Annotated in this window: 17 protein-coding genes; 13 read left to right on the top strand and 4 right to left on the bottom strand. The window is 64.8% G+C overall.

The features are described 5' to 3' along the window. Positions 1-116 precede the first annotated feature (116 nt). Positions 117-1,436 (top strand): DUF3422 domain-containing protein, encoded by a 1,320-nt coding sequence (locus CIT37_RS26150; RefSeq protein ID WP_095426545.1) that lies wholly within the window; start codon positions 117-119, stop codon positions 1,434-1,436. Positions 1,437-2,270: 834 nt separating this feature from the next. Here the strand turns inward: CIT37_RS26150 and CIT37_RS26145 are convergent. The 3 genes from CIT37_RS26145 to CIT37_RS26135 form a co-directional block, all read right to left on the bottom strand. Then, positions 2,271-3,350 carry a YeeE/YedE family protein gene (locus CIT37_RS26145; protein ID WP_038948999.1) on the bottom strand — a complete coding sequence of 360 codons (1,080 nt, stop codon included), beginning with the start codon at positions 3,348-3,350 and terminating at the stop codon, positions 2,271-2,273. A gap of 74 nt (positions 3,351-3,424) precedes the next feature. Next, complete coding sequence (locus CIT37_RS26140; protein ID WP_018316042.1) at positions 3,425-3,775, bottom strand: ArsR/SmtB family transcription factor; 351 nt, start codon at positions 3,773-3,775, stop codon at positions 3,425-3,427. 35 nt (positions 3,776-3,810) lie between these two features. Continuing rightward, a complete protein-coding gene (locus tag CIT37_RS26135) occupies positions 3,811-4,182 on the bottom strand; it encodes a thioredoxin domain-containing protein (protein WP_095426546.1) in 372 nt (123 codons plus the stop codon). Positions 4,183-4,272: 90 nt separating this feature from the next. On the opposite strand from CIT37_RS26135, the gene CIT37_RS26130 reads away from it, so the two are divergent. Beyond that, positions 4,273-5,004 (top strand): cytochrome c biogenesis CcdA family protein, encoded by a 732-nt coding sequence (locus tag CIT37_RS26130; RefSeq protein ID WP_038948997.1) that lies wholly within the window; start codon positions 4,273-4,275, stop codon positions 5,002-5,004. Between the two features lie 2 nt (positions 5,005-5,006). Here CIT37_RS26130 and CIT37_RS26125 read toward each other — a convergent pair whose 3' ends face one another. After that, positions 5,007-5,711: a hypothetical protein gene (locus CIT37_RS26125; RefSeq protein WP_049806594.1), complete on the bottom strand. Its 705-nt coding sequence runs from the start codon at positions 5,709-5,711 to the stop codon at positions 5,007-5,009. Positions 5,712-5,758: 47 nt separating this feature from the next. Between CIT37_RS26125 and CIT37_RS26120 the strand changes: the two genes are divergently transcribed. From CIT37_RS26120 to CIT37_RS26070, 11 genes are all read left to right on the top strand, one after another. Then, a complete protein-coding gene (locus tag CIT37_RS26120; protein ID WP_095426604.1) occupies positions 5,759-6,376 on the top strand; it encodes a SoxW family protein in 618 nt (205 codons plus the stop codon). A 130-nt stretch (positions 6,377-6,506) separates the two neighbouring features. Further along, entirely contained in the window at positions 6,507-6,962 is a 456-nt protein-coding gene (soxX, locus tag CIT37_RS26115; RefSeq protein WP_038948994.1) for a sulfur oxidation c-type cytochrome SoxX, read from the top strand. An 18-nt stretch (positions 6,963-6,980) separates the two neighbouring features. Continuing rightward, the gene (gene soxY / locus CIT37_RS26110) at positions 6,981-7,433 is read left to right on the top strand and encodes a thiosulfate oxidation carrier protein SoxY (protein ID WP_028143563.1); all 453 of its coding nucleotides are present in this window, start codon (positions 6,981-6,983) and stop codon (positions 7,431-7,433) included. A 19-nt stretch (positions 7,434-7,452) separates the two neighbouring features. Continuing rightward, positions 7,453-7,779 carry a thiosulfate oxidation carrier complex protein SoxZ gene (soxZ, locus tag CIT37_RS26105; protein ID WP_018316049.1) on the top strand — a complete coding sequence of 109 codons (327 nt, stop codon included), beginning with the start codon at positions 7,453-7,455 and terminating at the stop codon, positions 7,777-7,779. A 29-nt stretch (positions 7,780-7,808) separates the two neighbouring features. After that, the gene (gene soxA / locus CIT37_RS26100; protein ID WP_028143564.1) at positions 7,809-8,630 is read left to right on the top strand and encodes a sulfur oxidation c-type cytochrome SoxA; all 822 of its coding nucleotides are present in this window, start codon (positions 7,809-7,811) and stop codon (positions 8,628-8,630) included. Positions 8,631-8,657: 27 nt separating this feature from the next. Further along, on the top strand, positions 8,658-10,349 hold the full coding sequence (gene soxB / locus CIT37_RS26095) for a thiosulfohydrolase SoxB (protein WP_095426548.1): 1,692 nt from the start codon (positions 8,658-8,660) through the stop codon (positions 10,347-10,349). A 6-nt stretch (positions 10,350-10,355) separates the two neighbouring features. After that, positions 10,356-11,618, top strand: a complete 1,263-nt coding sequence (soxC, locus tag CIT37_RS26090; RefSeq protein WP_095426549.1) for a sulfite dehydrogenase — start codon at positions 10,356-10,358, stop codon at positions 11,616-11,618. Beyond that, the gene (locus CIT37_RS26085) at positions 11,602-12,294 is read left to right on the top strand and encodes a c-type cytochrome (RefSeq protein ID WP_038948986.1); all 693 of its coding nucleotides are present in this window, start codon (positions 11,602-11,604) and stop codon (positions 12,292-12,294) included. The genes soxC and CIT37_RS26085 overlap by 17 nt, the downstream gene beginning before the upstream one ends. A gap of 26 nt (positions 12,295-12,320) precedes the next feature. After that, complete coding sequence (locus CIT37_RS26080) at positions 12,321-12,755, top strand: DsrE family protein (RefSeq protein WP_246554407.1); 435 nt, start codon at positions 12,321-12,323, stop codon at positions 12,753-12,755. Between the two features lie 14 nt (positions 12,756-12,769). Then, complete coding sequence (locus CIT37_RS26075; RefSeq protein WP_095426551.1) at positions 12,770-13,675, top strand: alpha/beta hydrolase; 906 nt, start codon at positions 12,770-12,772, stop codon at positions 13,673-13,675. A gap of 10 nt (positions 13,676-13,685) precedes the next feature. Continuing rightward, positions 13,686-14,129, top strand: a complete 444-nt coding sequence (locus CIT37_RS26070; RefSeq protein ID WP_095426552.1) for a DsrE family protein — start codon at positions 13,686-13,688, stop codon at positions 14,127-14,129. Positions 14,130-14,196 lie beyond the last annotated feature (67 nt).

The following is a 14,196-nucleotide window of genomic DNA, read 5'->3' as shown; positions in this document are numbered from 1 at the left end:
CCGCGACGAAAAAATGGCCTCGCAACGCGCGATGCGTTGCAGGCGAGGTGTGTTGTGGTAGTGAACGGCCAGGTTGGCGGCACATCGCGGCCTGACAGCGCACCAGGGGACCGTCGATGAACCGTGACCTCGATCTCGCCGACTTCGAACTGCATCCGCAGCGCGGTGCGGTGCTGGCCGAGGTGCATGCACGCCCATTCACCCGGTTGACGGCGCCGGTCACGGTGCTGCGCTTTGCCTTTCTCGGCCAAGGCGAGGTCGCTGCGGCGGACCGGCAGAGCTTCGTGGCATTTTGTATGTCGCACGGGCAGGCGCCGCCGGACGCCGGAACAAAGCATCACCAGGTGACGATCGGTGACACCCAGCTGCGCTGGGAGCAACACTCGGAGTTCAGCACCTTCACCTGGATCCTGAGCAGCCCGCAGACGCCCGCGCGCCGGTTCGGCGAGATCGGTGAAGAGCCGGCCGCGTTGATCCGGTCTCTGCGGCAATCGGGCCAATTGCTGGTCACCGTCAAGCTCGAGGTCGAGCAGATTTCGGCGGCGCTGGAGCGTGCGCAGCAGCTGTTCGAGAGAGGCAGTCTCGCCATCGCCGCGGTCCGCAGCGGTCCCGCCGTCGTTGCATCCGACTTTCGCACCGATGATCAGGGCTTCGTCCGCATCCTCGTTTGCAACGACGGCCTCTCGCCCGGCCGGCTCGGCGCCCTCGTGCAGCGTGTGCTGGAGATCGAGACCTATCGCACGCTGGCGCTGCTCGGTCTGCCCGCCGCGCTCGAGCTTGCGCCCTCTGTCGACCATATCGGCCGACGGCTCGTCGAAGTGCTCGAGGAGATGCAGGGTGCCGAGGATCTCAAGCTCAACAATCATCTCCTGACGGAACTGACGGCATTGGCGGCTTCGCTCGAAAGGGGAGCTGCCGGCAGCTCGTTCCGGTTCGGCGCCAGCCGCGCCTACAACGACATCGTGCAGGCCCGCCTCGCCGTGATCGAAGGCGGCGAGATCGCGGGCTATCCGACCTGGTCCTCCTTCCTCGCCCGCCGCATGGCACCTGCGATGCGCACCTGCGCGACGATGGAGGACCGGCAGGCGGATCTGTCGATCAAGCTCGCGCGCGCGGCTGATCTGTTGCGCACACGCGTCGATGTCGAGCTCGAGGAGCAGAATCGCGATCTGCTGCGCTCGATGGATGAGCGCACCCGGTTGCAATTGAGGCTGCAGAGCACGGTCGAAGGCTTGTCGGTGGCGGCCATTGGCTATTACGTCGTCAGCCTGTTCGGCTACCTCGCCAAGGGGGCCCACGACGGTGGCCTGCATGTCGAGCCTTCGCTGGCAACCGCGATCTTCGTGCCGGTTGCCGTGGCCGTGGTCTGGATCGTCACCCGCAATATCCGCAGGCGGCACTTGAAGCACGACGAAATGTCGGGCGCTCACGACTGAGGGCGCAAACGAGGCTCTTGCGCTTCGTCGATAAGCGGGTTGAAGCGAGGTCGACTGGGAGACGTGGATGAGCCGATCCGACGGAACCGTGCCTGTGTCGCCCTCTGTCAATCCCCGCGCGCAGAAATATTCCACTTTACCGAAATTCGGTTTCGGCGTATGTGTTGCCCATCCCGGCTCACCCAAGAGGGGCGATCATGTGTCGTCACGCATCGCGAGCCGGGCTTGCGGTGGACGCGGCAGCGCCGGCACGAGAGGCGCGGGCAGGGCGGGTAGTCCCTGTGAGCCCGAGGCTTCGTGCGACGAGCGGCGCTGCTAGGCTTCGTCTCGTCTGTAAGTTTCCGGCTTCGTCGACAGGGCTGGAAAAACTGCGGCGAAATGGCGGGCCGTGCGTACGGCAAAACCGTGTGGTCCTGGCCGTCGTTGCTACGGTCAAGTCCTGCGAAGGTGCGAGCGAGCCCAACCGGGCAGACTGCATCATCCAATTCGTGGGGTGAGGGAGGCCAGAAGGAATGGTCGGCTCCCGGGAGATCACGGCATAAGCCGTCCGACCATCGCGCAGGGAAGGCCGAGTGATCGGCACCACCTGTATGCTGCTGTGCGGTTCTTTCTGCGTGCGCTTTTCGCGCAGCGGACCGCGGGTGCGAGCCAGCACCCGGCCTTCCCTGCGCCCTCTTGGCTATGAGGGTCGCGAGACGAAGCAAAGCTCGGGCGAATTGCGCCGCGAGAATGCGAAGGTGTGTCTGCCGTCATGCTTGAAGGGGCAACCGGGTTGCAGGAGGATACGAGGCCGGCAGTTCGACGGCGATTTGACGCCGATCCGCGTTTTTCGATTTAGGTCGAGACCCCGAACAGTCTGCGCACCGCCGGCAGCCACTCGCCGGTCATCGTGAACTCGAGCCCAAGGCGCGCGCCGCAGGCGATGGCCAACATCGTGACGGGGGCCGAAACCGCGAGCGTCGACAGCGCGCTCAGGCCCTGACCGATGGTGCAGCCCATCGACATGATGCCGCCGATGCCCATCAGCAGCGCGCCGATCATGTGACGCTTCAACTCGCGAGCGTCGTCGCACGCTTCCCAGCGGAAGCCGCGCGCGAGCATCGCGGCGGCAAACGAGCCTGCGACGACGCCGGCAACCGAGCCGATGCCGAAATTGAGCCGCGCGCCGGAGAAGGTGGCGACGTAAAGGATGGCATCACCAAGCGGCGCCACGAAGCTGAGCGAGGAGACCCGCGCGGGATCGAACTCGTCGTCGGCAAGCCATCCGGTGGCAAACCAGCCGAACGCGATTGCTGCGCCGACGGCAAGACCGGAGGCGAGCAGCCGCGGCGACCGGATCAGCCTGCCATCCGCAAGGGCCCAGAAGGCCAGCGCGGCGGAAATCGCCACGACGAGGATCGCGCGCATCGCGCTGCCTGCGCCGAGCAGCGACGTCAAGGTCTGGGTGCTTCCCTCGGGCAGCCTCACCGACAACGGCTCGATCAGCATCAGCCGCAGCATGCCGGTGATGCCACGCATGGTCGCGAGCGCCGACAGGCCGAGCACGAGAAAGACCACGATGGCCCTTAGATCGCCGCCACCGACGCGCACCAGCGTGCCGAAGCCACAGGTGCCGACCAGCGCCATGCCGACGCCGAACATCAGACCGCCGATGATCGCACCGCCAAGACCGATCGACGCCGTGAGGTAGATTGACCGCGACAGATCGACAATGCCGAACGCGGCGAGCGCCTGGGTCGCGAGCAGGGCGACTGCCGCGGCCAGCGCGAAGGATTTCAGCCGACGAAAATCCGATCCGAAGAATGCGTCCTCGAGCATCGCCAGCGTACAGAAACGACCCGCTCGGCCGGCAACGCCGAGCACGGCGCCGGCGGCAAGCCCGCATGCAAACGCTATGGTCGAAGGGCTCAGCATTCCTCCCGCTTCGTTTTTGGTTCTGCCTTGCGGGTAGTCTGCGCCGGTGGGGCGCGAAAATCCAGCGCGGAGAACTACCGGCGGCGCCGGCGTACCGGCTCGCAGAACACGTCGTAGACGGCGGTGAGAATCTTGCGAACGTCCTCGCTGGCGAGACTGTAGTAGATCGTCTTGCCGTCGCGGCGGGTCGTCACCAGCCGATCGAGCCGCAACCGCGCGAGCTGCTGGGAGACGGTCGATTGGCGTTCGCCCAGGAACTGCTCGAGCTCGGTCACGGACTTCTCGCCCTCGGCGAGGATGCAGAGCAGCAGCAATCGGGACTCGTGCGACAGCGCCTTGAGCATGTCGCTGGCCTCGCGCGCCTTCTCGATCATCTGCTCGAGTTCGGCGGAGCCCTCGATATCCTTCAGCTTTGGCAACGGCATCGCGTCAAGTTCCTCTCAGAAAATCCGCAAGGTGGTCACGACCCCCCGGGTTCCGATCCCGTGTTTGACAGGATTCGGTCCAACAGGCCGAAGAAGAAGGCATCGCCGGGATAGCCGCGAATGCGCCCGATCTCACGGCCCTCTTGTACCACGACGAAGGTCGGCGTGAAGGGACCCGGATCGATTCCGGCGAGATCGGCGGGAAGGGGCCTGTTCAGGTCGACCCGTCGCAGCGGTGCGGCCCGGCCTTCGTCGGTCTTGCCGTAGATCGGGGCGATCTCGGCGTTGAAGCGCGCGCACCAGACGCAGCCAGCGCGCTCGAGCATGACGAGCTCGGCGGCGCGCGAGGCCATCGCGGGCAGCGCGAGCCCGACGGCCAGGGCGAGCAAAACGACGATTCTGTTCATGCTGCGTAACCGGCCCTTTGCGGACTTGCTTGCAAACGTCCCTGGGGCTTATATCATTAAATTCGTATATGTGCTAGGGATGGGGCGGAAATGACCTTGGACGTCACGCTTGGTGCGGCCTTCGTCGCGGGCCTGTTGTCGTTCCTGTCGCCCTGCATCCTGCCCCTGGTGCCGCCTTTCCTGTGCTACATGGCCGGCGTCTCGGTCACGGATCTATCCGGCGACAGGCCGGATCTGCGGCCACGGATCCTGCTCTCCGCGCTGGCCTTCGTGGCGGGCTTTTCGCTGGTGTTCGTCGCGCTCGGCTCGACCGCCTCGATCGCGGGACGCTTCATTTCCGTGCATCTGTCGACGCTCGGCATCGTCGCCGGCGGGCTGATCATCGTCATGGGCTTGCATTTTCTGGGGCTGCTCAGGATTCCGCTGCTCTATCGCAGCGCGACCGTGCAGGTCGACAACCGCCCGGCCGGCGTGGCGGGGGCCTTCGTCATGGGCCTGGCCTTTGCGTTTGGCTGGACGCCCTGTGCCGGCCCCATCCTCGCCGCCGTGCTGCTGATGGCGGGATCCGAGGACACGACTGGGCGGGGCGCACTGCTGCTGCTCGCCTATTCGGTCGGGACCGGCATTCCCTTCCTGATCGCGGCGGCCTTCACCGGCCGCTTCATTGCCGCGCTCGGTCGTGTGCGCCGGCATCTCGGCCTGATCGAGAAGACGATGGGCGTATTCCTGGTGGCGACGGGTCTGATGTTCCTGACCGGCTTGATGCCCGCGGTCTCGCAATGGCTGCTCGAGTATTTCCCTGCATTGACCAGCATCGGCTGAGGCTAGCCGTAACGGAAGTCGAGCAACTGGGCAAAGGACTGCAACTCGATGAGGTAACGATGCACGAGGGGGCCGTCGCCCGCCATCGCGGCATGAGCGATCTCGCCGCTGCTGGCGATTGCGCCGTCGATCAGGCGGCGGAATTCACCTTGGGCCGCGATCTCGCTGTTTGCCCATTCGTTACAGCGTTGAAGCCGATCGCGGAACGCGCCTGCAGTGGCAACGGTCTCCTCGGCGTTTGCGGGTGCCGGCCGTTCGCCATACCCGATGGCTGCGACACGCAGCGTTTCCATGGCGGGCGCGATCTCGAAGATGCAATCGCCGAGATCGTAGAGGCCTGCGCGACGCCTGAGCGCGTGAGAAGCCTGCCGGAGCGCAAGCAGCTCGCGGCCGGCGGCGACATCGTCTCCGCGGTCCAGTGCAGCCGTCGCCGTCGCCAGCCGTTCGCGACCTCCGTCGAAAAATCTCGACAACTCGGACGGTCCGTCAGCGGGCAGGGAAGCGAGCCGCTTCCACCCGGCGACCGCCTCGTCGGTCTCGATCTGTGCCAGCGCGATATTTCCGGTGCGCGCATAGCTCGCAGCGGTGCGCAGATTGGCCATGATCGGCGCCATCGCCGATGCGACATCCGCAAGTCTATCGGCTTCCGCACCGAGCGCGAGCGCGCTCGAGGCCAGCCATGCCAGCAGCACGATGGTGCAGCGCAAGATCGGATCTCCTTGTCACATTCGTGTATTCGAATATCATAATGAAAATGAGCAGCGCGCAAGATCTTCCGATACACGAAACCCCGACGTCGCTTCGCACGCCGACGCGACGCGGCGTCCTCGCATTCGCAGCAGGCGTGGCCTTGGCCGGCCGCGGCGCGGCGGCGGCCGAGCCCGCCGTCGGAGAAGACGGGCTCTATCACGAGCCCTGGTTCCTGCAGAGCTTCCTCGATCTGCGCGAGGACCTGGATAGCGCTGCGGCCGGCGGCAAGCGCCTTGCCATCATGTGGGAGCTGCGCGGCTGCCCCTATTGCCGCGAGACGCACCTGGTGAACTTCGCCGATGCCGGCATCGCGAGCTACATCCGCGACAATTTCGAGGTGTTGCAGCTCAACCTGATCGGCTCGCGCAAGGTGACGGACTTCGATCGCCAGGAATTGACAGAGAAAGAGCTCGCCCAGAAATACGGGATCCGGTTCACGCCGACCTTTCAGTTTTTTCCGCCATCCGCCGATGGCCTCGAAGCAAAGGACGCGATGGCGCGCGAGGTGGCGCGGGCACCCGGCTATCTCAAGCCGCCGCACTTCCTGGCGATGTTTCGTTTCGTGCGGGAGCGCGCTTACGAGCGCGGCTCGTTCCGGGAGTTTCTGGCCGCGAACGGCTGACCATGAGCGCCTTTCGAATTCCGCTTGACGTCAGCGTTTATATGAACATATCATAATAAATGAATTTGATGGATTGTGAGTCCGTCGTAACCAAGAGCGGGGGTCACCCCGCGATCCGAGGGTAGGGAACATGCGGCGCTCGCTTGCTGCTGCGTTTGCACTTTGTCTGTCGGCCGGAAGCGCTTTGGCGCAAGAGCCGAACAAGGAGCCGATCAGGCTCGAAATCGTCAACGACTCCGTGCCGAAATCCCTGACCGGCGCGCCAGGAAATGCCGCCGCCGGCAAGAAGGTGTTTCTGACCCGCACGCTCGGCAATTGCCTGGCCTGCCATCAGGTCACCAGCCTGAAGTCCGAGGAATTCCACGGCGAGTTCGGTCCGTCGCTGGACGATGTCGCCGGCCGCTACACCGAGGCGCAATTGCGCCTCATTGTCGCCGACCCCAAGCGCATCTTCACCAACACCGTCATGCCGGCGTTCTTCAGGAACGACGGCCTCAGCCGGGTGCGCCCGGAATTCGTAGGCAAATCCATTTTGACGGCCGCGCAGGTCGAGGACGTCATCGCTTTTCTCAAGACGCTGAACTGACAGCGAGGAGGATCAGGAATGAAAGCCATCAATCGACGGCAGGCATTTGCGCTCGGGGGCGGCTTCGTCATGCTGACGCTGATGCCCATGGCAGCCGATGCCGAAGTGACGGGCGATGCGGCGAAATGGATCGAGACGTTCACCGGCGGCAAGCAGCCTGCCAAGGGAAAGATCGCGCTCGACCTGCCGGAGATCGCGGAGAACGGCAACACCGTGCCGCTGTCGATCAACATCGAGAGCCCGATGACGGCGGACGCCTATGTGAAAGACGTTCTGATCATCGCGGACGGCAACCCCAATGCGGGCGTGGCGACGTTGTCGTTCACAGCGCTGTCGGGCAAGGCGGAAGCCTCGATCCGGATCCGGCTCGCGACCACGCAGAACGTGATTGCGGTCGCGAAGATGAGTGACGGTTCGCTGTTCATGGAGCAGAAGACCGTCAAGGTCACTATCGGCGGCTGCGGCGGCTAAGGGCGTCAGGAGAGGAACAATGGCAGACAAACCGCGCATCAAGCTTCCCAAGGAAGCGGCCAAGGGCGAGGTCATCCAGATCAAGACCCTGGTCTCGCATGTCATGGAATCCGGCCAGCGCAAGGACGCACAGGGCAAGGCCATTCCGCGCAAGATCATCAACAAGTTCGCCTGCGAGTTCAACGGCAAGCCGGTGTTCTCCTGCGCGCTCGAACCGGCGATCTCGGCCAATCCCTACGTCCAGTTCGACGCGCGGGTCGACGAAGCCGGCACGTTCAAGTTCTCCTGGACGGATGACGACGGCACGGTGATCACGGCCGAAGAGAAGATTGCGCTCAAGGCATGATGCGCATCGCGCATTGAGGGAGGCACGCAATGGCGCGACGATTTGTTGGGTTGGCCGCTCTGGTCGTGGCCGCCGCGTCGGTTGCGACGCTCGCTGTCGCAGAGGACGCCGAGCGCAAAGGCATCGCGGCGCCGCCCGGCCACGTCTTCAAGACCATCATCTCCGGCTACGAGTTTCGCAGCAAGGAGACCCGCGCGCTGCAGGACGATGATCTCGAAAATCCGGGCTTCCTCGCCGTGGAGCGCGCGGCGGATGTCTGGAAGAAGGTCGAGGGCGGTGAGGGCAAGTCCTGCATGAGCTGCCACGGCGAAGCCGAGACCAGCATGAAGGGCGTCGGCGCCGCCATGCCGAAATGGGACGACAAGCTGAAGAAGCCGGTCAACCTCGAGCAGCGCATCAACATCTGCCGCAGCGAGCACATGAAGGCGGAGCCCTGGAAGTTCAAATCCCGTGAGCTGACCGACATGACAGCGTTCGTGCGCTACCAGTCGCACGGCATGAAGGTCGCGGTGAAGACCGACGGCCCGATGTCGCCCTGGTTCGATCGCGGCAAGCAGATCTATTACACGCGCTACGGCCAGCTCGATCTCGCTTGCGAGTCCTGCCACGAGCGCAACAACGGCAAGTTCATGCGCGCGGACTTCCTGAGCCAGGGCCAGACCAACGGCTTTCCGACCTATCGGTTGCGCGACCAGCGCCTGGTGCCGCTGCATGAGCGGTTCGAAGGCTGCATGTTCGACGTACGCGCCGAGCCGTTCAAGCCGCTCTCGGACGAGTTCCTCGCGCTCGAGCTCTATGTGGCCTGGCGCGGCATCGGGTTGCCGGTCGAGACGCCGTCGGTGCGCAACTGAAACGTTGAGCTTGCAGGAGTATTGCGCATGATCTCTCGCCGCGAGTTCATTCAGGTTGCCGCGGCAACGGCGGGGCTCTCGACCGGTGCGGGCTCCGGCCTGACCCGCGCGTTCGCCCAGCAGCGCTTGACTGAAAAGGAATTGTTGGCCTTCGAGCCGCTCGGCAACGTCACGCTCGTGCACGTGACCGATATCCACGGTCAGCTGATGCCGCTCTATTTCCGCGAGCCCTCGACCAATCTCGGCGTGGGCGAGGCCAAGGGCCTTCCGCCGCACGTCACCGGCAAGGAGTTTCTCGCCCGGTTCGGCATCGCGCCCGGCTCGTCGGCGGCTTATGCCCTGACCTCGGAGGATTTCGAGGCCCTTGCGAAGAGCTACGGCCGGATCGGCGGCCTCGATCGTGCCGCGACCGTGATCAAGGCGATCCGGGCCGAGCGCGGCGACAAGGTCGCGCTGCTCGACGGCGGGGACACCTGGCAGGGCTCGTGGTCTTCGCTGAAGACGCGCGGTCAGGACATGATCGACTGCATGGCGCTGCTCAAGCCCGACGCCATGACCGGCCATTGGGAGTTCACCTACGGCGCCGATCGGGTCAAGCAGGCCATCGAAGGCCTCGGCTTCCCGTTCCTCGGCCTCAACATCCGCGACACCGAGTGGAACGAGGCGGCGTTCGACGCCTCGACCATGATCGAGCGCGGCGGGGTCAAGATCGCGGTGCTCGGCCAGGCGTTCCCCTATACGCCGGTCGCCAATCCGCGCTGGATGATTCCGAACTGGTCGTTCGGCGTGCGCGAGGAGGACGTTCAGGCGCAGGTCGACAAGGCGCGCAAGGGCGGCGCGCAACTGGTCGTGCTGCTGTCGCATAACGGTTTCGATGTCGACCGCAAGCTCGCGAGCCGCGTCAAGGGCATCGACGTCATCCTGACCGGGCATACCCATGACGCGCTGCCCGAGGCTGTCAAAGTCGGCAAGACTCTGCTGATCGCCTCGGGCTCGTCCGGCAAGTTCGTCTCGCGGCTCGATCTCGATGTTCGCGACGGTGAGGTCAAGGCTTTCAGGTACAAGCTCATTCCGCTGTTCTCCGATGTGATCACGGCGGACGCCGAGATGGCCGCGAAGATCGCCGAGGTCCGCAAACCCTTCGCCTCCGATCTGGCCAAGGTGCTCGGCAAGACCGACTCGCTGCTCTACCGGCGCGGCAATTTCAACGGTACGTTCGACGATCTGATCTGCCAGGCGCTGCTGCAGGAACGCGACGCCGAGATCGCGCTCTCACCCGGCTTCCGTTGGGGCACCAGCGTGCTGCCGGGGCAGGACGTCACCTTCGAGGATGTCACCAACGCCACCGCGATCACCTATCCCGCGGTCTACCGCATGGGCATGACCGGTTCGCGGTTGAAGGAGATCATCGAGGACGTTGCCGACAATCTCTTCAACGTCGATCCCTATTATCAACAGGGCGGCGATATGGTGCGGATCGGCGGGCTCTCCTACGCGATCGACGTCGCCAAGCCGCAGGGGCAGCGCATCTCCGGCATGCAGGTCCTCAAGACCGGCACGCCGATCGAGCCCGCCAGGGAATATCAGGTCGCCGGCTGGGCCAGCGTCAACGAAGGAACCGAAGGGCCGCCGATCTGGGACGTCGTCGCGAACTACCTGACGCAACAGAAAACCGTTCGGCTCGAGCCCAACCGGGCCGTCAAAGTTACCGGAGCGTAAGAAGCGATGTCGAAGATGGACAGTCAATCCCGTCGCAGCTTCCTGGCCGCCGGGGCCGGCGTCGCGGCCACGATGCTGGCAAGGCCGGCGGCCGCAGGCGGAAATCCCGCTAACCAGCCGCCCAATGTGCCGGAATGGACCAAGTCGCTCGGCGAGGGCGTCGCGGTGCGCCCGTATGGCAAGCCGTCGAACTTCGAGAAGGACGTTGTCCGGCGCGACGTCGAATGGCTGACTGCCTCGCGAGAATCCTCGGTGAGCTTCACGCCGCTGCACGAACTCGAAGGCATCATTACCCCGAACGGCCTCTGCTTCGAACGCCATCACGGCGGCATCGCCGAGGTCGATCCGGCCGATCATCGCCTGATGATCCATGGCCTCGTCGAGCGTCCGCTCATCCTCACGCTGGAGGAGCTGAAGCGCTATCCGCGCGTCAACCGCATCCACTTCATGGAGTGCGCGGCGAATTCGGGCATGGAGTGGCGCGGCGCCCAGCTCAATGGCTGCCAGTTCACCCACGGCATGATCCACTGCGTGCAGTACACCGGCGTCTCGCTGCGCACTCTGCTGGAGGAAGCCGGCGTCAAGACGAGCGGCAAGTGGCTGCTGGTCGAAGGCGCCGACGCGGCTGCGATGGACCGCAGCCTGCCGATCGAGAAGGCGCTCGACGACTGCATCATCGCCTACAAGATGAACGGCGAGGCGCTCTATCCCGAGCAGGGCTATCCGATGCGGCTTGTGGTGCCGGGCTGGCAGGGCAATCTCTGGGTCAAGTGGCTGCGCCGCATCAAGGTCGGCGACCAGCCCTGGCACACTCGCGAGGAGACGTCGAAATACACGGACCTCATGCCGAGCGGCAAGGCGCGCCGCTTCACCTGGTCGATGGACGCCAAGTCCGTGATCACCAGCCCGAGCCCGCAAGCGCCGATCAAGCACGGCAAAGGCTTTACCATCGTCTCGGGTCTGGCCTGGAGCGGCAACGGCAAGGTCAAGCGCGTGGACGTGTCGCTCGACGGCGGCCGAAATTGGTGGCCGGCGCGGCTCGACGGGCCCGTTCTCGACAAGGCGCTGACGCGTTTTTACTACGAATTCGACTGGAACGGCGAGCCGCTGCTGCTGCAATCGCGCGTGCAGGACGAGACGGGTTACGTGCAGCCGAGCAAGGCGGAGCTGCGCAAGATCCGCGGCGTCAACTCCATCTATCACAACAATGGCATCCAGACCTGGCATGTGCAGGCCAATGGTGAGGTCGAGAATGTCGAAGTCGCTTAAGTTCGTTGCAGCCGCGCTGCTCGCCTGTGCGCTGAGCGCGCCGGCGCTTGCACAGCAGAAGGCGGACGCCAAGAGCGGTCCCCGCTATCACATCGGCCGCGCGCCGACCGCGGACGAGATCCGCGGCTGGGATATCGACGTGCGCCCGGACGGCCAGGGCCTGCCGGAAGGCAAGGGCACGGCCATGCAGGGCGAAAAGCTGTTCATGGACAATTGCTCGAGCTGCCACGGGGAGTTCGGCGAGGGGAACGGCCGCTGGCCGGTGCTGGCCGGCGGCAAGGGCTCACTGACGTCGGACAATCCGGTCAAGACCGTGGGCTCGTACTGGCCCTACGCGTCCACCGTGTTCGACTACGTCCGTCACGCCATGCCTTACGGCAATACGGGATCCCTGTCCGTCGATGAATATTATGCGCTGGTCGCGTACGTCCTCTATCTGAACGACGTCGTCACCGATCAAAACTTCGAGCTGAACAAGAAGACCCTTGCGACGATCAAGATGCCGAACGAGCAGGGGTTCGTGATGGACGACCGCGCCACCACCGAGAAGTCGTTCTGGCAGAAAGACCCCTGCATGAATAACTGCGTCGCCCCGGTGAAGATTATCGGGCGCGCTGCCGCCATCGACGTGACGCCCGAGGACGGCAAGGAGAAGAAGTCGCGGGGCGTGGAGTGATACACGGCCGGGCGAACCGCCGCGCGCTGCTGCATGCGGCTCTCGCTGTTGGCTCGCTCATCGCAATCCGTCCCGCCGCGGCCCAGGCGGCCGAATTTCACAGGCTCGCGCTGCAGATCAGCGACGACGACCCGGTCAAGATGCGTGCCGTGCTCGATGTCGCGGCCAACGTCTCGCGGCACTATTCCGGACAGGGCGAGGACGTCGAAATCGCTGTGGTCGCTTTCAACGGCGGCCTCGACATGCTGCTCGCGGACCGCTCGCCGGTGAAGGAGCGCCTGGGGAATTTCCTGAAATCGATGCCGAATGTGAGCTTCATCGCCTGCGGCAACACGCTGGAGACGCTGGCGGCGAAGGAGGACAAGCGGCCGCCGCTGATCGATGGCGTCAGCGTCACGCAGGTTGGGGTTGCCGCGCTGATGGATTTGGCGGAGAAAAACTGGACAATTGTCCGGCCCTGAGGAGAAAGCTGCTGATGCGATGGTTGATAGCACTGACAGTCTTGCTCGCGTTCGCAGGGTCCGCATATGCGGCCGAGCAGGAGCTCGAGTTGTCGGTCGACGGCCGCACCACGCTCGCAACACTGCGCACGCCAGCCTCGACGAAACCCGATACGCCGCTTGTCGTAATGACCCACGGCACGCTCGCGCACAAGGACATGGAGGTCATTCAGGGCGTTGCCAAGGCGCTTGAGCAGCGCGGCATCGCTTCGCTCGCCCATACGCTGTCGCTGGGGCTCGATCGCCGCAAGGGCATGTACGACTGTACCGCGCGGCATGACTATGTCGTTGAGGATGCAGTTGCGGAGATCAGCGCCTGGGTCACGCGGGCGAGGGGCATGTCCCGGCTCGTCTTCGCGTTCGGCCATTCGCGCGGCGGCAACCAGGTCGCACGGTATCTCGTTGCAAGCGAAGCCACGCCGGTGGCGGGTGGGGTGTTGCTGGCGCCGGTGACCGCGAAGGCCGAGGCTGATCTGCGCGCCTCCTACGCCAAGACCTATGGCAAGCCGCTCGAACCGTTTCTGGAGCTGGCAACCAAGGCGGTTGCGGCCGGCCGCGGCGGGGAGTGGATGGACGTGCCGGGCTTCGTCTATTGCCGCAATGCCGTGGTTACCGCGCGGACCTTTGCGTCATTCTACGGTCCCGATGCCGGCCAGGACACGGCCGCGCTCGTAGCGCGCGTGAAGCTGCCGGTGCTGGTGCTCGCCGCCACCAAGGATAGCGTTGTGCCCGATGTAGCACAGGCCTTCGATTCGCTTGCTGGTTCGAGCGGGGGCAGAGTGCAGCTCGACAAGATCGAGGATGCCGATCATTTCTTCCGCGACCTGTTCGCGGAAGACGTCGCCGATCGAATCGCCGAGTTCATCAAGCAGGCACGATAGGAGGGGGACCATGCAGCGTCGATCCATGCTTCGCGCGAGCCTTGCCGGGCTATTTGGTGCGTTCGCGGTGCGCGAGGCGTCCGCGGCGACGGAAACGCCCGCGCGGCAGCGCGTCGTCTATCATCTCGCCGATGCCGATCGCGTCGTCTTCGTTCTGGGCAATCTGCAGAACCATGTCGACGGCGTCGGCGGGCCTGGCAAGGCCGACATCAGGCTGGTCGTGCACGGGCCGGCGCTGCGTGCCTTCCACGCACTCGCGGCACAGGACCACACCGTTACGATGATGACGAAGCTCGTCGATGCCGGCGTCGGCTTCGATGCCTGCGCCAATACGATGAAGGCGCAGGGCGTCAAGCTGGACGATCTCACGCCCGGCTTCGTGGTGGCCGAGAAGGGCGGCGTGGTGCGGCTCGTCGAGCTGCAACAGCAGGGATATGCTTATCTACGGCCATGAGGCCGCTCCGCTCCGGCATCCTGAGACGTCGAGCCTTGATCTGGCTCATGGGACGCGACGACGCGAT

The organism is Bradyrhizobium ottawaense, assembly GCF_002278135.3.
Taxonomy (GTDB): domain Bacteria; phylum Pseudomonadota; class Alphaproteobacteria; order Rhizobiales; family Xanthobacteraceae; genus Bradyrhizobium; species Bradyrhizobium ottawaense.
Note: the sequence above shows the minus strand (reverse complement) of the source record. Positions and strands in the feature narration are given on the sequence as shown.